Annotated in this window: 22 protein-coding genes; 19 read left to right on the top strand and 3 right to left on the bottom strand. The window is 69.0% G+C overall.

Annotated features, from left to right (window positions below; translation table 11 throughout):
- The first annotated feature begins 171 nt into the window (after positions 1-171).
- From ACN8HC_RS08110 to ACN8HC_RS08090, 5 genes are all read left to right on the top strand, one after another.
- On the top strand, positions 172-372 hold the full coding sequence (locus ACN8HC_RS08110) for a helix-turn-helix domain-containing protein (RefSeq protein WP_490074321.1): 201 nt from the start codon (positions 172-174) through the stop codon (positions 370-372).
- Positions 373-541: 169 nt separating this feature from the next.
- On the top strand, positions 542-640 hold the full coding sequence (locus ACN8HC_RS08105) for a 30S ribosomal protein bS22 (RefSeq protein ID WP_082775156.1): 99 nt from the start codon (positions 542-544) through the stop codon (positions 638-640).
- 132 nt (positions 641-772) lie between these two features.
- Positions 773-1,759, top strand: coding sequence for an NAD-dependent epimerase/dehydratase family protein (locus ACN8HC_RS08100; protein WP_490074320.1), 987 nt, complete (start codon positions 773-775; stop codon positions 1,757-1,759).
- Positions 1,752-3,011 (top strand): lysophospholipid acyltransferase family protein, encoded by a 1,260-nt coding sequence (locus ACN8HC_RS08095; RefSeq protein WP_490074319.1) that lies wholly within the window; start codon positions 1,752-1,754, stop codon positions 3,009-3,011. The genes ACN8HC_RS08100 and ACN8HC_RS08095 overlap by 8 nt, the downstream gene beginning before the upstream one ends.
- Positions 3,012-3,014: 3 nt before the next feature.
- Entirely contained in the window at positions 3,015-3,278 is a 264-nt protein-coding gene (locus ACN8HC_RS08090) for a glutaredoxin family protein (protein ID WP_490074318.1), read from the top strand.
- Positions 3,279-3,331: 53 nt separating this feature from the next.
- On the opposite strand, the gene ACN8HC_RS08085 is transcribed toward ACN8HC_RS08090, so the two are convergent.
- On the bottom strand, positions 3,332-3,694 hold the full coding sequence (locus ACN8HC_RS08085) for a VOC family protein (protein ID WP_490074317.1): 363 nt from the start codon (positions 3,692-3,694) through the stop codon (positions 3,332-3,334).
- A gap of 317 nt (positions 3,695-4,011) precedes the next feature.
- Between ACN8HC_RS08085 and ACN8HC_RS08080 the strand changes: the two genes are divergently transcribed.
- Genes ACN8HC_RS08080 through hemB form a run of 5 tightly spaced genes read left to right on the top strand, consistent with a single transcriptional unit; the run spans position 4,012 to position 9,668 of the window.
- The gene (locus ACN8HC_RS08080; RefSeq protein ID WP_490074316.1) at positions 4,012-4,680 is read left to right on the top strand and encodes a redox-sensing transcriptional repressor Rex; all 669 of its coding nucleotides are present in this window, start codon (positions 4,012-4,014) and stop codon (positions 4,678-4,680) included.
- Positions 4,680-5,981 carry a glutamyl-tRNA reductase gene (locus ACN8HC_RS08075; protein ID WP_490074315.1) on the top strand — a complete coding sequence of 434 codons (1,302 nt, stop codon included), beginning with the start codon at positions 4,680-4,682 and terminating at the stop codon, positions 5,979-5,981. Before ACN8HC_RS08080 ends, ACN8HC_RS08075 begins: the two co-directional genes overlap by 1 nt.
- Positions 5,978-6,991, top strand: a complete 1,014-nt coding sequence (gene hemC, locus ACN8HC_RS08070) for a hydroxymethylbilane synthase (protein WP_490074314.1) — start codon at positions 5,978-5,980, stop codon at positions 6,989-6,991. The genes ACN8HC_RS08075 and hemC overlap by 4 nt, the downstream gene beginning before the upstream one ends.
- Positions 6,988-8,625: a bifunctional uroporphyrinogen-III C-methyltransferase/uroporphyrinogen-III synthase gene (locus ACN8HC_RS08065; protein WP_490074313.1), complete on the top strand. Its 1,638-nt coding sequence runs from the start codon at positions 6,988-6,990 to the stop codon at positions 8,623-8,625. Before hemC ends, ACN8HC_RS08065 begins: the two co-directional genes overlap by 4 nt.
- On the top strand, positions 8,622-9,668 hold the full coding sequence (gene hemB / locus ACN8HC_RS08060) for a porphobilinogen synthase (protein ID WP_490074312.1): 1,047 nt from the start codon (positions 8,622-8,624) through the stop codon (positions 9,666-9,668). The genes ACN8HC_RS08065 and hemB overlap by 4 nt, the downstream gene beginning before the upstream one ends.
- Positions 9,669-9,895: 227 nt before the next feature.
- Here hemB and ACN8HC_RS08055 read toward each other — a convergent pair whose 3' ends face one another.
- Positions 9,896-10,444, bottom strand: coding sequence for a YceI family protein (locus ACN8HC_RS08055; protein ID WP_490074311.1), 549 nt, complete (start codon positions 10,442-10,444; stop codon positions 9,896-9,898).
- Positions 10,445-10,572: 128 nt separating this feature from the next.
- Between ACN8HC_RS08055 and ACN8HC_RS08050 the strand changes: the two genes are divergently transcribed.
- The 9 genes from ACN8HC_RS08050 to ACN8HC_RS08010 all read left to right on the top strand — a co-directional run bounded on the left by ACN8HC_RS08050 (position 10,573) and on the right by ACN8HC_RS08010 (position 18,767).
- On the top strand, positions 10,573-11,082 hold the full coding sequence (locus ACN8HC_RS08050) for a MarR family winged helix-turn-helix transcriptional regulator (RefSeq protein ID WP_490074310.1): 510 nt from the start codon (positions 10,573-10,575) through the stop codon (positions 11,080-11,082).
- A 34-nt stretch (positions 11,083-11,116) separates the two neighbouring features.
- Positions 11,117-12,448 (top strand): glutamate-1-semialdehyde 2,1-aminomutase, encoded by a 1,332-nt coding sequence (gene hemL / locus ACN8HC_RS08045; RefSeq protein WP_490074309.1) that lies wholly within the window; start codon positions 11,117-11,119, stop codon positions 12,446-12,448.
- Positions 12,449-12,535: 87 nt separating this feature from the next.
- Entirely contained in the window at positions 12,536-13,192 is a 657-nt protein-coding gene (locus tag ACN8HC_RS08040) for a histidine phosphatase family protein (protein ID WP_490074308.1), read from the top strand.
- Positions 13,193-13,200: 8 nt separating this feature from the next.
- A complete protein-coding gene (locus tag ACN8HC_RS08035) occupies positions 13,201-13,776 on the top strand; it encodes a TlpA family protein disulfide reductase (protein ID WP_490074307.1) in 576 nt (191 codons plus the stop codon).
- A 7-nt stretch (positions 13,777-13,783) separates the two neighbouring features.
- A complete protein-coding gene (locus ACN8HC_RS08030; RefSeq protein ID WP_490074306.1) occupies positions 13,784-14,527 on the top strand; it encodes a cytochrome c biogenesis CcdA family protein in 744 nt (247 codons plus the stop codon).
- A complete protein-coding gene (gene resB, locus ACN8HC_RS08025) occupies positions 14,528-16,171 on the top strand; it encodes a cytochrome c biogenesis protein ResB (RefSeq protein WP_490074305.1) in 1,644 nt (547 codons plus the stop codon). It begins immediately after the preceding gene.
- Complete coding sequence (gene ccsB / locus ACN8HC_RS08020; protein WP_490074304.1) at positions 16,168-17,202, top strand: c-type cytochrome biogenesis protein CcsB; 1,035 nt, start codon at positions 16,168-16,170, stop codon at positions 17,200-17,202. The genes resB and ccsB overlap by 4 nt, the downstream gene beginning before the upstream one ends.
- Positions 17,202-17,450 (top strand): DUF4229 domain-containing protein, encoded by a 249-nt coding sequence (locus ACN8HC_RS08015; RefSeq protein WP_490074303.1) that lies wholly within the window; start codon positions 17,202-17,204, stop codon positions 17,448-17,450. The genes ccsB and ACN8HC_RS08015 overlap by 1 nt, the downstream gene beginning before the upstream one ends.
- A 96-nt stretch (positions 17,451-17,546) precedes the next feature.
- Entirely contained in the window at positions 17,547-18,767 is a 1,221-nt protein-coding gene (locus ACN8HC_RS08010; protein WP_490074302.1) for a S1C family serine protease, read from the top strand.
- A 16-nt stretch (positions 18,768-18,783) separates the two neighbouring features.
- On the opposite strand, the gene ACN8HC_RS08005 is transcribed toward ACN8HC_RS08010, so the two are convergent.
- Positions 18,784-19,662, bottom strand: a complete 879-nt coding sequence (locus tag ACN8HC_RS08005; RefSeq protein ID WP_490074301.1) for a 1,4-dihydroxy-2-naphthoate polyprenyltransferase — start codon at positions 19,660-19,662, stop codon at positions 18,784-18,786.
- Positions 19,663-19,676 lie beyond the last annotated feature (14 nt).

The following is a 19,676-nucleotide window of genomic DNA, read 5'->3' as shown; positions in this document are numbered from 1 at the left end:
ACGCCACATTTTTCTCACCTGTATCGGCGTGTCAGGTGGACAATTAGTCCTCCCGGGCTTTCCACGGACTGCCCTGACCCCCTAAAGTTGCCCACCAGTACACCTCTCCAAGTGCGGTTTCGACCGCCGGACAGGTGACATTCCGTCGTTGGAGAAGGGTTGGCACAAGCCATGGCCGAAGAGCGTCAGCCGGGCGAGGTCGCATTCATGACCGTCGCCGAGGTCGCCGCCATCATGCGCGTCTCGAAGATGACGGTTTACCGGTTGGTGCACTCCGGTGAGCTGCCGGCGGTGCGTGTCGGGCGATCGTTCCGGGTCCGAGAGGACGCAGTGAGCGAATACCTCAGCCAGTCCTACATGGGCACCGCCTGATCCCGCCGGATGCGGCAGGCCGACTCGATTCGTCGGCCGCCGGGCCCATGGCGTAACCTTGGGCCTCGATCGTGTCCCATCCCCGGATGGGCCCAACATCAAGGCTTCGCGACCGGAAGGGGCGCAGCCCACCGGTTACTCGTCAGCAATTTTCAGGAAGAGCGTACGTATGGGTTCAGTCGTCAAGAAGCGCCGTAAGCGGATGGCGAAGAAGAAGCACCGCAAGCTGCTTCGCAAGACGCGTCACCAGCGCCGCAACAAGAAGTAAGGCGCCCGCTACGCGAAGAGCCCCGGACCGCAGGATCGCGGCACCGGGGCTTCGTCATACCTGGCGGCATACGTTGCTCGCACGTCGCTCGATAGGATCGGGACGCACGTCGATCGGCGCGGAGGAGGACAGATGGGTCGGGTCGTCCTGGTCACCGGTGTCTCCCGTGTGGTGGGCGGTATGACGTGCCGCGCACTCGCCGCCCACCCCACGCTCGACCGGGTCATCGCCGTCGACACGGTCCCCCCGCTGCACAACCTGGGCCGGGCCGATTTCATCCGGGCCGACATCCGCAACCCGATCATGGGCAAGATCCTCGGGCAGGAGAAGGTCGACACCGTGCTCCACCTCGGCGTCATCATGACGCCGAAACAGGCAGGAGGCCGCACCCTCCAGAAGGAGATCAACGTCATCGGCACCATGCAGCTGCTCGCTGCGTGCCAGAAGGCCGACTCCGTCCAGCGGCTCATCGTGAAGTCGTCGTCGACCGTCTACGGTTCCTCGCCCCGCGACCCCGCCATGTTCACCGAGGACATGAGCGCCCGCCGCAGCCCGACCGGCGGCTTCGGCCGCGATTCGGTGGAGGTGGAGACCTATGTCCGCGGGCTCGCCCGTCGCCGGCCCGACATCGACGTCACCCTGCTTCGTATGGCAAACCTCGTCGGGCCGGGCCTGCGCACGACGTTCTCCGAATACTTCTCGCTGCCCGTGCTCCCCGTCCCGCTCGGGTATGACGGTCGTTTCCAGGTCCTGCACATCGACGACGCCGTCGCGGTGCTGCAGCTCGCGACCAATGCCGAGGACCTCTCCGGCACCGTCAACGTCGCCTGCCCCGGACTGCTCACCGTGCGACAGGCCGCCCGCATAGCGGGCAAGCCGGTGCTGCGCGTGCTGCCTCAAGCCGGCGGGCTCGTGCAGCAACTGAGCGGGCTGCTCGGTGGGGCAGGGTCGTTCGACGCCGAGCAGATGCAGTTCCTGCAGTTCGGCCGCGGCATGGACATCACCCGGATGCGCGAGCGGCTCGGTTTCGAGCCGCTCCACAGCACCCGCGAGGCGTTCCGGGAGATCTTCGGAGCCGACCGTTCGAACACCGCCGACCTGGGAGAGGCCCGTGTCTGAGGATCAGCCGACCCGCCCCGCCCGGAAGACCACGACGAAGAAGCCCGCTGCCCGGAAGTCGGCTGCGGCCGGTAAACGCCCGGTGAAGAAGCCGGCGCCGGGCACGGGAAAACCGGATATCGGGAATTCCGCGGAAGCGGCCCGTCATACAGCTGAGGCGCCGGCCGCCGCCGCGGCACCAGGCCGCCCCTCACGCCGCAGCATCAGTGCCGCGGCCCAGACCGGCGCCGGCCGGCGCGCCGGCGACCCCACGCAGAAGACGACCCCCCCGCTGCGGGTGGTGCCCGATCCGCCCGAGTCCACGACGCCGGATCCAGTCACCGGCCTGCTCGGCGACGGTGACTTCGAGGGCCTGGTCAACCTGCTGGTCGAGGCGCTTCGCAAGGCGGGCGCCATGGTCGGCCTCGAGGGTGACGACCTCGAGCGGCGGATCGCGACCGCGCTGGCGTTCCTGCGCCGCCGGTTGACCGGCGACTACGAGATCGACGACTTCGGTTTCGACCGCGAGTTCACCGAGAAGGTCTGGCTGCCGATCCTGCGGCCGCTCTACCAACGGTGGTTTCGTGTCGAGGTGCGCGGCATCGAGCACATCCCCGACGACGGTCCAGCGCTGGTCGTCGCGAACCACTCCGGCACGCTGCCGGTCGACGGTCTGATGACCCAGGTCGCCATCCACGACGAGCACCCGAAGCACCGGCACGTGCGAATGCTCGGCGCCGACCTGGTTTTCGAGTCGCCGCTGATCGGTGAGCTCAGCCGCAAGGCCGGCACCACTTTGGCGTCCAACCCGGACATCGAGCGGCTCTTCGCCCAGGGCGAGCTGGTCGCGGTCTTCCCGGAAGGGTTCAAGGGCGTCGGCAAGCCGTTCGCCGAGCGATACAAGCTGCAACGTTTCGGCCGTGGCGGTTTCGTCGCCGCGGCGTTGCGCGCCGAGGTGCCGATCATCCCGTGCGCGATCGTCGGTGCCGAGGAGATTTTCCCGATGATCGGCAATCTCAAGGGGCTCGCGCGGCTGCTCGGCTTCCCCTACTTCCCGATCACACCGTTCTTCCCGCTCTTCGGGCTGGCCGGGCTGATCCCGCTGCCCAGCAAGTGGATCATCGAGTTCGGCGAGCCGGTCGAGACGCACACCTACGGCACGGCGGCGGCCGACGACCCGATGCTGGTCTTCGACCTCACCGACCAGGTCCGCGAGACTATCCAGCAGTCACTGTATTCACTTCTGCTGCAACGTCGCTCGGTGTTCTTCTAGCTCATGCCGCAGCCACGCATCACCCTCATCGGCAAGCCCGACTGCCACCTGTGCGACGACGCACGTGCGGTGATCGAGCGGGTCTGCGCCGACACGGGGGAGACCTTCACCGAGCGGAATATCCTGGAGGAGCCGGAGCTGATGGCGGCATACGCGGAGCAGATCCCGGTCACGCTGATCGACGGCAAGCAGCACGACTACTGGCGGGTCGACGAGCAGCGGCTGCGCAAAGCGCTCGCGCGCCGCCGGTTCTTCGGCAACCGCTGACTCCCGGGTTGAACCGAACGCGCTCCCTGGTGTCCTGTCGGTCGGGTTGATCGTCAGGCGTCGCGGCATACGTCGACGATCAGGTTGCCCGGCCCACGCAGGTATGCCGCCTCGGTGCCCCAGTCGGTGATCAGCGGACCGTCGAGCAACTCGGCCCCGGCCTCCTGGGCGCGCTTCGTCGCAGCGGGCACGTCGTCGACGTAGTGGTGCAGGATCACGCCGTCGGTGCGACCCCAGGGCACCATCGCGTCGACCGAGAGCATGATCCGCAGCGGTCCGGCCATCAGCTCGCCGAAGTCCTCGCCGTCGGACGTCACCTGCCACCCGTATGCCGCCGCCAGCAGCTGCGTCGCCGCCGGCACGTCGTCGACCTGTATGTCGATGGCCGTCACGCCGAGCCCCGTTGTCTCATCCATGAGGTGCTCCTTTCCGTTCCTTCGCCGACTCACTGCCGAGCATTCCACGTAGCTGAGCACTCGGGGCGCGCGCCGCCGGCCGGGTCAAAAACGTTGGCGCGGCGGGAGATCCGCAGGCGCGCACCCTCTCCGTCATACCCAGGAGCGCTACCACGCGCGCCTCCGGCGACGACAGCCGACCCCCGTTTAGCACTTTTGGCGGGAATTTGCGACTTTGTGCCTGCGTTCACAAAGACCTACAGTCAGGGGGTCATTGATCCTCTGTGGCCGGCGTTTGGTATACGCCTGCCCGAGACGCATGAGGAGTCGAAGCGCCAGTGAGCACCGCATCGGCCGCCCGTCGGGAGATTCCCGAAGCCACCGTGGCTCGGCTACCGCTCTACCTGCGTGCTCTCGCCTCCCTCGATTCCCGCGGAGTCGAGGTCGTCTCCTCCGAAGAACTCGCCGAGGCGGCCGGTGTCCGCTCCGCCGGACTGCGCAAGGATCTCTCCCACCTCGGATCGTATGGCGTGCGTGGTGTCGGCTACGACGTCGCCCGCCTCACCGAGGAGATCTCCCGCGAACTCGGCCTGCACCACGACTGGTCCGTCGCCATCATCGGCATGGGCAACCTGGGGCACGCGCTCGCGGCATACGGCGGTTTCGCCACCCGGGGCTTCAGCGTCCGCTGGCTGGTCGACGAGGACCCCGCCATCATCGGGACCGAGATCGCCGGTCTGCGGGTGATCGACTTTGCCGAGCTGGCTCGGCAGGCTCCCGAGAGCATCATCGCGGTGCTGGCAACCCCGCCGCACGCCGCCCAGCAGGCCGCCGATCAGGCGATCGCGCTCGGCGTGCGATCCATTCTCAATTTCGCGCCCTGCGTGATCACCGTCCCGGACGGGGTAGAGGTGCGCAAGGTCGACCTGGCCACCGAGCTGCAGATCCTCGCGTTCCACGAGCAACGCGGCCGGGACGACGCGCTCGGCAAATGGGGTGAAGCATAGTGAGTCTGATCGTGATCGGTATGTCGCACCGCACCACCGGTGTCGATCTGCTCGAGCAGGTCTCGTTGACCGCGGAGCAGATCCGCCGCTTCGAGGACTCCCTCGGCCGGAGCGAGCACGTCAACGCGACAGTCGTCGTGTCGACCTGCAACCGGGTGGAGGTCTACGCCGACGTCGAGACCTTCCACGGTGCAGTCACCGGCATTACCGAATCACTTGCGGCAGCAACAGGTCTGGCGGTTTCGAAGCTCCGCGAACACCTCTACGTGCACTTCGAGGACCGTGCCGTCGCGCACGCCTTCCAGGTGGCGTCCGGGCTCGACTCGGTCGCGGTCGGCGAAGGACAGATCCTCGGTCAGTTGCGCGACGCGTTGCGCGCCGCCCAGGAGGGCGACCACCTGGACCCGTCCCTGTCGGCGCTCATGCAGCACGCACTGCGCGTCGGCAAGCGCGTGCACACCGAGACCGACATCGACTCCGTCAGCCGGTCCCTCGTGGAGCGGTCGCTCGACATCGCGGAGTCGACCCTCGGCGAGCTCAGCGCCCAGCGCGCGCTGGTCGTCGGCGCCGGGGCGATGAGCGGACTCGCCGCACACACTCTCGCGCGCGCCGGGGTCGGCACCCTCACGATCATCAACCGCACCGCGTCGAAGGCCGTCCGACTGGCGGAGGCCACCGGCGGAGTCGCCGGTGAGTGGACGCAGCTGCAGGACGCGGTGGCGCAGGCCGATCTGGTCGTCTCGTGCACGGGCGCCCTCGGCCACATTCTCGACACGACGAACGTCACTGCGGCCGAAAGTGCCACGCTCCTGGTCGATCTGGCCTTGCCACGGGACATCGACCCCGCACTGGCCGCGCTGCCCGGCATCACCCTCATCTCGCTCGAGGACCTCAACGCAGCCGTCACCGACGACGCCGAGAAGACGCAGCTGGCCGCGGCCCACGACCTGGTCAGTGCCGAGGTCGCCGAGTTCCTCGTCGCGCGGCGGGCCGCCGCAGTTGCTCCGGCGGTCGCCGAGCTTCGGGCCCGTGCAGCAGACGTGGTCGCAGCCGAGCTCACCCGCCTCAGCCAGCGCGTCGATCTCTCCGAGCACGACGAGGCACAGGTGCAGATGACCGTGCACCGGGTGGTCGAGAAGATCCTGCACACGCCCACCGTCCGCATCAAGCAGCTGGCAGGGGAGGAGCAGGGCGGCCACGACTACGCCGCACTGCTGCGGGCGCTCTTCGACCTCGACCCGCACGAGTCGCGCGTCTCGCAGATCCCCCATCGCGGGGTGCCGGGGGGTGCGCAGCGATGAAGATTCGGATCGGCAGCCGCCGCAGCAAGCTCGCGCTGACCCAGACCGGCCTGATCGCCGATCAGCTTCGCGGCTTCGGCCACGAGGTCGAGATCGTCGAGATCGTCACCGAGGGCGACACCAACCGCGCCTCATTGAGCCAGCTCGGCGGGACCGGCGTCTTCGCCACCGCCATCCGGAACGCCTTACGCGACAGCCGGATCGACCTGACCGTGCACTCGTTGAAAGACCTGCCCACTGCGCCGGCGGACGGCCTCACGATTGCCGCCATACCGCCCCGCGAAGACCCACGGGACGTGCTGATCGCGCGCGACGGGCTCACCCTCGGCGAGCTGCCGGCGGATGCGGTCGTCGGCACCGGTTCGCCACGCCGCGTCGCCCAGCTGGCCGCCCTCGGTCTCGGGCTGCACCTGGAGGACATCCGCGGCAACGTCGACTCGCGGATCGAGCTGGTCCGCACCGGAGCGCTCGACGCAGTGGTGCTGGCCCGTGCGGGCATCGCACGTCTCGGTCGGCTCGACGAGGTCACCGAGGCCATCGACCCGCTGCAGATGCTGCCGGCACCCGGCCAGGGCGCGCTCGCCCTCGAAATTCGCAGCGACGACGCCGCGTTGTATGACGTGGTGGCCGCGCTCGACGACCCCGACACCCGCGCCGCCGTCACCGCGGAGCGAGCGGTGCTCGCCCGGCTCGAAGCCGGCTGCTCGGCGCCGCTCGGTGCGCTCGCCGAGATCAGCGAGGACGTCGACGGCAGCCTCGAGATCTCGTTGCGGGCGTTCGTCGGCCGCACCGATGGCAGCTTCGACCTGCGCCGGTCCATGACCGGTCCCGTCGAGGACGCCGAGCGACTCGGACACGACGTCGCTCAACTACTGCTCGACGACGGGGCTGCCGAGGCCTTCACGCCGAGCGACAACCCGCCGGAGCCGGCACCCGGCGGCCACTTACCCAGGGGCGCAGATCCCGTCACCGACAACCACCCCCCAGCGCCGCGGAGCGTGAACAAGTGAGTACAACCAGAACCCCCAAGACACTGCCTCAGGTCGCCTTCATCGGATCTGGCCCGGGGGACCCGTCCCTCGTCACCGTCCGGGCGGCCAGGCTGCTGCGCGAGGCGGACGTCGTCATCATCGACCAGATCGCGCGGGAGGACTTCGTCGCCCGGTTCGCCCGCGACGACGTCGAGATCGTCGACGCCGGCCACGGCGAGACGGGACAGACCCTGACGACCGCGTCCCGCGCGAAGCTCGTGGTCCGCACCGCCAAGGCAGCCGCCCGTAACGACGGCACCCAGGCCCTCGTCGTACGGCTGATGGACGGCGACCCGGCGACCTTCAACGGCCTCGCCGAGGAGTCGGTCGCCTGTCACAAGGCCGGCATCGGCTTCGAGATCGTGCCGGGCGTGAGCGCCGTGACCGCGGTGCCGTCATACGCCGGCATCCCGCTGGTCGGCAGTGGCGCGCGCACGGTCCACGTGTTCTCCGCCGCGGATGACAAGACCGACTGGGCCAGCGCGGCCGCGAACGACGCGACCGCTGTGGTCCTCGGCACCGCCGAGACCATCCCGGCCGGCCTCGCCAAGCTGGCCGCCGCAGGCCACAGCGCCGACACCCCCGTCGCGCTGAGCACCGACGGCACCACGATCCGGCAGCAGACCCGCGTCACCACCCTCGGTGACGTGAGCGCCGCTCTCGCCGGTCACCCGCTCACCAATCCCGTGGTGGCGGTGGTCGGTTCGGTCGTGGGACTGCGCGACCAGCTGTCCTGGTGGGAGACCAAGCCGCTCTTCGGCTGGAACGTCCTGGTGCCGCGCACCAAGGACCAGTCGGGCACGATGACCGACCGCCTCGCGGCACACGGCGCATCGAGCGACGTGGTGCCGACGATCAGCGTGGAGCCGCCCCGGACGCCGCAGCAGATGGAGCGCGCGATCAAGGGCCTGGTCACCGGCCGTTACGAGTGGATCGGGTTCACCTCGGCCAACGCGGTTCGTGCGGTCCGCGAGAAGTTCGTCGAATTCGGCCTCGACGCAAGGGCCTTCGCCGGTCTGAAGATCGCCGCCGTCGGCGGTGTGACGGCCGAGGCGCTGCGCGTGTGGGGGCTGGAGCCCGACCTCGTGCCGTCCGGTGAGCAGTCGGCCAAGGGGCTCCTCGAGGACTGGCCGCCGTATGACGAGGTGCTCGACCCGATCAACCGGGTCTTCCTGCCCCGCGCGGACATCGCGACCGACACGCTGGTCGCGGGCCTGCAGGACATGGGCTGGGAGGTCGACGACGTCACGGCATACCGGACCGTTCGCGCTGCCCCGCCGGCGCCCGAGGTGCGCGAGGCGATCAAGACCGGCAAGTTCGACGCGGTCTGTTTCACCTCGAGCTCCACGGTGCGCAATCTCGTTGGTATCGCTGGTAAACCACACGCCACCACGGTGATCGCGTGCATCGGACCGGCGACCGCCAAGACCGCCGAGGAGCACGGCCTGCGGGTCGACGTGCTGGCGACCGAGCCGAGCGCCGACTCCCTCGTCGACGCCCTCGCCGACTACGGTCGCGGCCTCGCGCTCGCCGCGCAGGAGGCCGGCGAGCCGGTCCGTCGCCCCAGTGAGCGGAAGGCTTCGTCCCGGCGCAAGGCCAAGGCGTCGCGATGAGCGAGACCGCTCAGACCAGGGCTGCTGCCCGGCATCGGGCGGCCGACGGCAACCCGTGGGCGCTGCCCGCAGGCGCGGTCCGTCCGCGTCGGTTGCGGACGACCCCGGCCATGCGCCGGCTGGTCGCCGAGACACGGCTGCACCCGGCCGACCTGATCCTGCCGATGTTCGTCAAGGAAGGCATCGACGCGCCGGTCGCGTTGCAGTCGATGCCGGGCGTTCAGCAGCACACGCTCGACTCCCTGGTCAAGGCCGGCCGGGAGGCGGTCGACGCGGGTGTCGGCGGGCTGATGATCTTCGGCGTGCCGGAGACCCGCGACGAAATCGGTTCGGGCGGCACGGATCCGGACGGCATCCTGAACGTCGCGCTGCGTCGCCTGCGCGACGAGCTGGGTGACGACACGGTGCTGATGTCGGACCTGTGCCTCGACGAATTCACCTCCCACGGACACTGTGGCGTCCTCGACGCGCAGGGCCGGGTCGACAACGACGCGACCCTGCAGCGCTACGCGGAGATGGGCGTCGCACAGGCCGAGGCAGGCGCTCACCTGGTGGGGCCGTCCGGGATGATGGACGGCCAGGTGGCAGTCATCCGCCGCGCCCTCGACGAGGCCGGCCACACCGACGTCGGGATCCTTGCGTATGCCGTGAAGTACGCCTCTGCGGCATACGGGCCGTTCCGCGAAGCGGTGGAGTCGACCCTGCAGGGCGACCGGCGCACCTACCAGCAGGACAGCGCCAACCGGACCGAGGCGCTGCGCGAGGTGCAGCTGGACCTCGCCGAAGGTGCCGACCTGGTGATGGTCAAGCCGGCGCTGCCCTACCTGGACATCATCCGCGATGTCCGCGAGATCAGCGATGTGCCGGTCGCGGCATACCAGATCAGTGGCGAGCTGGCGATGATCGAGGCCGCCGCCGCCAACGGCTGGATCGACCGCGATGCGATGGTGCTGGAGACGCTGACCTCGATCAAGCGGGCCGGCGCGCAGGTCGTCCTGACCTACTACGCCACCGAGGTCGCCCGCCGCCTCCAGGAGCGCTGACCCTCTTCGCCGAGAGGCTCAGAAACACCTCGAAAGGCTCAGTAATCCAGGTCCAATCGGCCCGGATTACTGAGCCTTTCGGCGTTTGCTGAGCCTGTCGGCAAGCGGGGGCGAGCGGCGGGGCGGGGACAGAAGAACGCGAGCGGGACGCAGCACTCGGGGGTCTGCCACGTCCCGCTCGCGGGTTCGAGGGTAGGCGCTCACGCGCCTCGGTGGTGAAAAGCGGGTCAGGCCTTCACGAACTGCAGGTCGAGGACGATCTTGACCTTGTCGCCGACGACCACGCCGCCGCCCTGCAGCGGCATCTCGATGTCGACGCCGAACTCCTTGCGGTTGATCTCGGTGGTGGCCTCGAAGCCGGCGCGGGTGCCGCCCCAGGCGTCCGGGCCCACGCCGCCGAACTCGACGTCGAACGTGACCGGCTTGGTGACGTTCTTGATCGTCAGATCACCGGTCAGCGAGCTCTCGGTGACCTCGGTCGACGTGAAGGTCATGGTCGGGTAGGTCTCGACCTCGAAGAAGTCGTTGGTGCGCAGGTGGTTGTCGCGGTCGGCGACGCCGGTGTTGATCGAGGCCATCTTCACCTCGGCCTCGACGCTGGTCTCCGCCAGCGTGTCGCCGACGGTGAGGGTCGCGGTGAACTCATCGAACTTGCCCTTGACCTTGCTCACCATCAAGTGGCGGACCTGGAAGCCCAACTCGCTGTGTGCGGGGTCGAGGTTCCACACGCCGGTGGTCAGGCCGTCGAGGGTGGTGGTGGCTGTGGTGCTGCTCATTGCGCTCCTTCGGAGGGATGTGAAGCTGTATGGCGTGGTCGCCGTGCCGGCAACCATGATGTCCAACAATGGTTGATATTTCAATTATTCCCGCTGCGACCGGAAATTCGGCCACCTATGCTGTGAGGGTGTCCGAGAGTGAGTTCGCGCCGCCCTGCGCCGGGCCGTCCGCGACCGAGGTGCCGTGGCTGACCGACGACGAGCAGGCATCCTGGCGCGCTTACCTGCAAGCCAGCCGGGCGCTGGAGTTCGTGCTCGACGCCGAGTTGCAGCAGGCCGGTATGTCGCTCGCGGAGTACGAGTTGCTGTCCATGCTGTCCGAGGCGCCCGACCACGTGCTGCGCATGAGCAAGCTGGCGGACATCACCGTCCAGTCGCGCAGTCGGGTGACGCACTCGGCGACCCGGCTCGAGCGCCGCGGCTGGGTGGAGCGACGCAAGGCCGCAGACGACGGCCGCGGCATCGAGTTGTTCCTCACCGAGCAGGGCTGGGAGGCGGTCCAGTCCGCGGCCCGGGTGCACGTCGCCGGGGTACAGGAGCACCTCGTGCATCAGATGGATCCGCAGCTGTTCAGGGCTCTCGGCGATGCCATGGGCAAGGTGCGCGATCACCTCATCGGCAACCACTACAACCCGTAGGAGATCGCGCCGGGCCGCCTGAGACAATGGTGGTATGACGAGCGCGCCCACCGAGCACCCGACTGTTCTCGACGAGGCATCGGCGGCGCTGCTGCAGCGCGCGCGAGCCGTCACTCCGGGTGGGGTCAACTCGCCGGTCCGCGCCTTCCGGGCGGTCGGCGGGACACCGCGGTTCATCGCCTCGGCGCAGGGACCGTGGCTGACCGACGTCGACGGCAACCGTTACGTCGACCTGATCTGCTCCTGGGGGCCGATGATCCTCGGGCACGCCCACCCCAGCGTGATGGACGCCGTGCAGACCGCCGCCACGCGCGGCTTCAGCTTCGGCACACCGAGCGAGAACGAAGTCGCGCTCGCCGAGGAGATCGTCTCCCGCGTCGAGCCGCTGGAGCAGGTGCGCCTGGTCAACAGCGGCACCGAGGCGACGATGTCGGCGCTGCGCCTCGCGCGCGGCGCCACCGGCCGCAGCACGGTGGTGAAATTCGCCGGCTGCTATCACGGGCACGTCGACCCCTTGCTCGCCGCCGCCGGATCCGGTGTCGCGACCTTCGCGCTGCCCGACTCCGCCGGCGTGCCGGCGTCCGCCGCGCACGAGACGATCGTGCTGCCCTACAACGACGTCGCCGCCGTCGAGGCCGCGTTCGCCGAACACGGCGACGAGATCGCCTGCGTCATCACGGAGGCCTCGCCGGGCAACATGGGCGTCGTTCCACCGGCACCCGGCTTCACCAGCGCACTGCGCCGGATCACCAAGGAGCACGGGGCGCTGCTGATCTCCGACGAGGTGATGACCGGTTTCCGCTGCTCGGCCGCGGGCTGGTACGGCCTGGAGGGCGAGCCCGAGGGCGGCGCCCCCGACCTGTTCACCTTCGGCAAGGTCATGGGTGGTGGCTTCCCGGCCGCGGCCTTCGGCGGCAGCGCCGCCCTGATGGCCAACCTGGCACCGGACGGCCCCGTCTACCAGGCGGGCACGCTCTCCGGGAATCCTGTCGCCACCGCCGCAGGCCTGGCGACACTGCGCGGTTGCACCGCGGAGGTCTACGACCGGCTGCCGGTCGTCGCACACGCCATCGCCGACGCGGCGTCCGCCGAGCTGGTCCGTGCCGGCGTGCCGCACACGGTCCAGTGGGCCGGGTCGATGTTCTCGGTGTTCTTCCGCGAGGGCGCGGTCCGCAACTACGAGGACGCGAAGGCGCAGGACACGGCAGCGTTCGGCCGGTTCTTCCACGCCATGCTCGACCAGGGAGTGCACCTGCCGCCGAGCTCGTTCGAGGCGTGGTTCGTCAGCGCGTCGCACGACGACGCCGCCGTCGAGCACGTGCTGGCCGCCCTGCCGGCAGCCGCCGCGGCGGCCGCCAGGTCCTGAGAAGACGACACAGCTTCCGATGCGACACTCCGACCGTGATTTTCGTACGCCGTCGATCCGCTGCGCCGTTCGCGGAGGTGCCGGCCGATGACTGAGACCGTTGTGCACCTCGTACGGCACGGCGAGGTCGACAACCCGGGTGGGCTCCTCTACGGCCGGATGCCGGGCTTCCATCTCTCCGCGCTGGGCCGGCAGATGGCCGAGCGCACGGCGGCATACCTTGCCGAGCGCGACATCGTCCACCTCGTGTCCTCCCCGCTGGAACGCGCCCAGGAGACCATCGAGCCGCTCGCCGAGACGCTGAAGCAGCCGGTGCACCTGGACGACCGAGTTGTCGAAGCGGGCAACGACTTCGAGGGGCTCACCGTCGGCAAGAACCCGAAACAGCTTCTCAACCCGCGCTTCTGGACCAAGCTCACCAATCCCCTCAAGCCGAGCTGGGGGGAGCCGTATGTCGAGATCGCCCAGCGCATGGGCGCCGCGATCCGCGACGCCCGCGTCGCCGCCGAGGGGCACGAGGCGGTGATCGTCAGCCACCAGCTGCCGGTCTGGGTCGCCCGCACCCACTTCGAGGGCAAGCGGCTGTGGCACGACCCGCGCCGGCGGCAGTGCACGCTCGCGTCGGTCACCAGCCTGGTGTTCGACGACGACCGGTTCCGCCGCATCGACTACACCGAGCCGGCACGTGACCTGCTGCCCTCCGCCACCGAAGCGGCCGGCACCGCGATGGGTGGACCCCGGTGAGGCGGCGTATGGCGGCAGCGCTCGCCCTGACCTGCGTCACCTCGCTCGGCCTGGCCGCCTGCAGCAGCGGCAGCAACTCGATCACCAAGCAGGCCAACCAGGGCGACGACAAGAACTACCTCGCGGGGGACGGCACCCTGGCGCAACTGGCGCCGGGCAAGCGCGGCAAGCCGGTGGTGCTGACCGGCACCCTGCTGAACGGCAAGCCCTGGTCGACGAAGGACCACCCGGGCAAGGTGATCGTCGTCAACGTGTGGGGTTCGTGGTGCCCGCCGTGCAAATCCGAGACGCCCGACCTGCAGAAGGCGTGGGTCACCCTGCAGAAGAAGGGCGTGCTGATGGTCGGCGTCGACCGTCAAGAAGGCCCGCAGACCGCGGCTGCCTACCTGCAGTCGGCGGGCGTGACCTACCCGTCGTTGCGCGATGACGGCGGCGCGGCACTGGTCGCATTGCAGGGCAAGGCGTCCGCCACGCCGTCGACGCTGGTGCTCGACCAGCAGCACCGCATCGCGGCGCGCGTCTCCGGTCCGACGACCACCGCCACCCTGGTCGGGCTGGTCGACGACGTCCTGAGCAAAGGTTGACCGACAGATGTCGACCGATGCCGCACAGCTGGTTGCCACGGGCAGCCTGCCGATCGCCGTGGTTCTGGCGATCGCTGCCGGTGTGGTGTCGTTCGCGTCGCCGTGCGTACTCCCTTTGGTGCCAGGCTTTCTGGGCTATGTCACCGGACTCACCGACGAGCGCCGCAAGACTCGGCTGGTGACCGGCGCCCTGCTGTTCGTCCTCGGCTTCTCGGTGGTGCTGGTCAGTGTGGCCGCGGCATACAGCTGGGTGGTCAGCCTGCGCTATCTGCACCAGGACGTGATGATCCGGGTCAGCGGCGTGATCGTCATCCTGCTGGCGCTGGTCTATCTGGGGTTCATCGGCCAGCGCGGCATCCCGGTGCGCTGGAAACCCTCGGCCGGTCTGGTCGGCGCTCCGCTGCTCGGTGCTGTCTTCGGGCTCAGCGCCAGCCCGTGCGTCGGCCCGGTGTATGGCGCAATCCTCAACCTTGCCAACCCGATCGGGCATTCCGGAGCATCGCGGGGTGTGACGCTCGCGGCGTTCTACTGCCTGGGGCTCGGCATACCCTTCCTGCTCATCGCGGCCGGCTGGTCGCGCGCTGAGTCCTGGTCGCGCTGGCTGCGCGATCACCACCGTCCGATCCAGTTGGTCGGTGGCACCCTCATGCTGGTCGTCGGTCTGATCATGGTGTCGGGGCAGTGGTTGCACCTGATCTCCTGGGTCCAGGTCCGGCTGACCGGCTCCGACACGTTCGTCCCGGTGATCTGATTGACCGACCTCAAGACAAAGTCCGGCGCCGGCCGCAGGCAAGCTGCCCTGGCGCCCAAGATCGGCTTCGTGGGGATGCTGCGCTGGCTCTGGCGGCAGCTCACCTCGATGCGCACGGCGCTCTTCCTCCTGCTGCTGCTCGCCGTCGCTGCCGTCCCCGGATCGATCTTCCCGCAGCGCAGCATCGACGCCGCGCGGGTCGCCACCTACCTGCAGGACCACCAGACGATCGGGCCGTGGCTGGACAAGCTGTCGATGTTCGACGTGTATGGCGCGCCCTGGTTCGCGGCCATCTACATCCTGCTGCTGATCTCGCTGGTGGGGTGTGTGCTGCCGCGCTGCGTCATACACCTCAAGGCGCTGCGGTCGCCGCTGCCGCGGGTGCCCAGACGTCTCTCCCGGCTTCCCGCGACGGCCGAGCGCACTGTGCCAGCGAGCCCCGACGACGTCGTCACCGCAGCACGTGAAACCTTGCGCCGCAAGGGATATCGGGTGCGTGTCGACGACCCGGTCGACGGCGTGCAGGCGGTGACCGCCGAGGGCGGCCGGCTGCGCGAGACCGGCAACCTGCTCTTCCACCTGTGCCTGCTGGTGCTCGTGCTGGCGGTCGCCGCCGACCACCTGATGGGCTGGCGCGGCGACGTGATCGTGCCCGAGGGCAGCGAGCCGTTCGTCAGCGCGGTCGGCAGCTACAACACGCTCGATCTGGGGCCGTGGGTCAACACCGACGACATCAAGCCGTGGAGCATGAAGGTCGACAACCTCGACGTCACGTTCGAGAAGAACGTCCCCAAGAGTTCGCCCCAGTACGGTCAACCGCGCAACTTCCTCGCCACCGTGACGACCAGCCCGACCCCGGACGGCCCGAGGACGACCCGCCGGCTCGCCGTCAACGACGCGGTCACGCTGGACGGCACGTCGGTCTACTTGCTGGGCAACGGTTACGCGCCGATGATCACCGTGAAGAGCCCGGCCGGCAAGGTGCTCTACCACCAGGCCACGCCGTTCCTGCCGCAGGACAACGCCTACCGCTCGGTGGGCGCGATCAAGGTGCCGGCGGCGTCGCCGAAGGAGCTGGGCTTCTACGGCTTCTTCCTGCCGACCGCGACGTTCAGCACCACGCAGGGTCCGATCTCGACCTACGCCGGGCTGGACAACCCGGAGCTGGTCATCGGGGCCTACCAGGGACAGCTCTTCCCGGACAGCCTTCCGCAATCGGTCTACACGCTGAACACCGCCAAGATGACCCAGGTGATGGACGGCAAGGAGCCCTGGCGGGCGGTCGTGCGGCCGGGGCAGACGGTGAAGCTGCCCGACGGCACGACGATCTCGATGAGCAAGACCATTCCCCGGTGGGCCGGGCTGTCGGCACGCTACGACCCGGGTAAGGGCACCGCGCTGTTCGCCGCGCTCATCGGGCTGGCCGGGCTCATCATGTCCATGACACTGCGGCGGCGGCGGATCTTCGTCAAGGTCGGCACCGGCCAGGACGACGACTCCGGCGCCGGGCGTAGTCTGATCACGGCCGGCGCACTCGCCAAGGGCGAGGATCCGCGGCTGCAGGTCGCACTCGACGCCCTCCTCGACGGTGTCGAGGGACGACTAGGAACAACCCCCACATCCCAGGCAGGTCCGGCTCGATGATCAGTTTCACGTTCACGCCCAGCATCTCCTTCGGCGGTCACGCGACCGACGTCGGACTGTCCAACCTGTCCAACAACTTCCTCTACGCGTCCGCCGTCGTGCTCGCGCTCGCCATGCTGTCCTTCGCCCTCGACCTGGCCGGTCACCCGGGGCGGACGGCCCGTGCCGAGGCGCGGGCTGCCGAGGCCGCCGGCGGCGCGGCGCCCGTCGCCGCCGCCGAAGGCAGTGGTGGCACCCGTGTGCTGGAGCGCACTGCCGAGACCACTCCCGTCATACCTCCCGAGAAGCGGCAGTGGGCCGGCATCGGTATCTCCCTGTCGTGGCTGGGCTGGATGCTGCTCGGCGCGTGTGTCGGCTTCCGCGCGGCATCGGTGGGGCGGCCGCCGCTGGGCAACATGTACGAATTCGCGATCGTCGGAGCGTTCTTCGTGCTCAGCGCGTTCCTGCTCTGGAGCCTCAAGCGCGACATCCGCTCGCTCGGGATCTTCGTGGTCGGTCCGACGCTGCTGACCGAGATGCTCGCCGCGCTCGTCTTCTACACCGCCGCCAGCGAGCTGATGCCGTCGCTGAAGAACTACTGGCTGACCATCCATGTGACGGTGGCGATCCTCTCGGTCGCGTTCTTCACCATCGCGTTCTCCACGACGATCCTCTACTTCGTGCAGAAGTGGCGCGAGGACATCCACGACACGAAGTACAAGTTCATGGACGCCGTGCCCGGCTCCGAGGTGATGGACCGCACCACCTACGGACTGCTGATCATCGCCTTCCCGTTGTGGACGTTCACCCTGATCGCCGGCGCGATCTGGGCGCAGAAGGCCTGGGGTCACTACTGGAGCTGGGACCCCAAGGAGGTGTGGACCCTGGTGATCTGGGTGGTGTATGCCGCCTACCTGCACGCCCGGGCCACCGCCGGTTGGACCGGCAAGAAGGCCGCCTACCTCTCGCTCGCGGGCTTCGGCTGCGTGCTGTTCAACTTCTGCGTCGTCAACGTCTTCATCGTCGGCATGCACTCCTACTCGGGAATGTGATGATCCGCTACACCATCCTGCGACTGCTGATTTTCGTGGTCGCGCTGATGATCCTGTTCGCCGTCGGTTTCCGCAGCTGGGCGCTGTTGATCCTGTCCGCACTGATCTCACTGGTCGTGTCGTTCTTCGCGCTGCGTGGGCCGCGGGAGCAGTTCGCCGAGCAGGTGCAGCGCAAGGTCGCCGAACGCCAGGAGCGCGCCGCGGCATACCGCTCGGCCGAGGACGACGACACCGACGAGGACGAGTAGGAAGCCGCTCACAGGGAGCCCACAACTTCTTGCGCGGTGACACATCGGTGGTCGAGGGAATCTGATCTCAGTCGAAGAAGCCTGAGGAGCCCAGTCATGAATCGTCGTCTCGTCGCCGCCACCGCGGCACTTGCCGTCGCAGCACTCGCCCCGGCCGGCGCGGTGATCGCCGACCACGCGGTGGGCGGTCAGGTCACCGTCTCCGGTGCCGCCCCATCGGTGCGCGTTCCGAGCAGCAGTCCGTCCACCGGATCCGCCGGGTCGGGCTCGACGGGCAACGGGTCGTCCGGGTCGAACGGCAACGGGTCGTCGAGCGGCAACGGATCATCAGGCGGCAACGGGTCGTCGGGTGGCTTCGGCCCGTGGTCGCAGACGGCGAGCAGTCAGGTGTCCGGGACGCCGGTCTCCTCGTGGCCGGGCGTCGTGATGATCGACACCGTGCTGACCAACGGTGAGGGCGCCGGCACCGGCATCGTGCTGACCTCCGGCGGCATCGTGCTGACCAACTACCACGTCGTCGGCGGGTCGACCTCGATCCGGGTGAAGGCGGCGAACGGCCAGACCTATACCGCCAAGGTCCTGGGCTCCGACGAGACGCACGACATCGCCGTCATCCAGTTGCAGGGCGCGAGCGGCCTGCAGACCGCGTCGCTCGACACCGGGAAGGCCGTCCTCGGGGAGAAGGTCACCGCCGTCGGCCAGGGCGGCGGGCTCGACACGCTCTACAAGACGAGCGGCTCCATCACCGCGACGGGACAGCAGATCACCGCATCCGACGAGGGCTCCGGCTCCAACGCCGAGACGCTGACCGGTCTGCTCCAGACCGATGCGCAGATCGTGCCCGGCTATTCGGGCGGCCCGCTGGTCGACTCCGACGGCCAGGTCATCGGCATCGACACCGCGGCGTCGTCCGGGACGCCGATCACCGGATACGCCATACCGATCTCCTCGGCGGTGAAGGTCGCCAACCAGATCGAGAGCGGCACCAGGTCGGCGACGGTGCACATCGGTGCCCGCGCCGCGCTCGGTGTCGAGATCAGCACCCGGTCGTCGACCGGCTACGGGTATGGCACCGGCAGCACCTCGTCCGGCGCGTCCGTCGTCGGCACCATGCCGGGCGGCGCCGCAGCAGCGGCCGGCATCACCGCCGGCTCGACGATCACCGGCATCGACGGAACCCGCGTGACCGGTCCGACCGCGCTGACCAATGTGCTCGAGACGAAGTACCCGGGCGACAAGGTCACCGTCACCTGGACCGACGTGCAGGGTCAGTCGCACACCACCACGGTCACCCTGGGCGCGTCCCCCGAGAACTGAGTCTCTGGCGACCGGCTCAGGGCTGATTCAGGAAGAGTCCGAGCCCGAAGAGCACGCCATACAGCAGGATCGTGATGCCGGTGGTGGCGAGCGGCGGGATGAGGTCACGGCCGGTGGCGCCGCTGGACACGGTGCGGACCGAGCGCGCCGACGGCGCGAGGCCGATGAGCGCGATGATCGCCCACGGCTTGTGTATGGCGGCCACGACGACCGCGAGCAGCGCGATGGCGAACATGGCGGAGAACAGCTTCCGGGTCGCCACGTCGCCGATGCGGACCGCGAGGGTGCGTTTGCCGGAGATGGTGTCGCCCGGGATGTCCCGCAGGTTGTTCACGACCAGGATGGCGCACGCGATCGCGCCGATCCCGACGGCCGCCGCAATCGCGCCGAGGTCGACCGAGCCGGCCTGCGTGTAGGTCGTGCCGAGGGTGGCCACCAGGCCGAAGAAGACGAAGACGAAGACCTCGCCGAGTCCCAGGTAACCGTAAGGGTGTTCACCGCCGGTGTACTTCCACGCAGCCACGATCGCGAGCGCGCCGGCGATCAGCAGCCACCAGGTCGCGGACAACGCGACCAGCGCGAGCCCGCAGAGACCGGCCGCGGCGAAGCAGGCGAACGCCGCGAATTTCACGCTCGCCGGCGCCGCCAGGCCTTGGCCCACCAGGCGCACCGGCCCGACGCGGCTGTCGTCGGTGCCGCGAATGCCGTCGGAGTAGTCGTTGGCGAAGTTCACGCCGATCTGCAGCAGCAGCGAGACGAGCAGTGCGAGCAGTGCGTAGGCCGGGTTGCCGTTGCCCAGCGCGTATGCCGCACCCGTGCCCGCGGCGACCGGTGCGACGGCCACGGGCAGCGTGCGAGGGCGGGAACCGGCGGTCCATTCGGTGAGGGTGGCCATGGGGTGCTTGGTGA

It is taken from the genome of Flexivirga sp. YIM B11880, from assembly GCF_058148645.1.
Note: the sequence above shows the minus strand (reverse complement) of the source record. Positions and strands in the feature narration are given on the sequence as shown.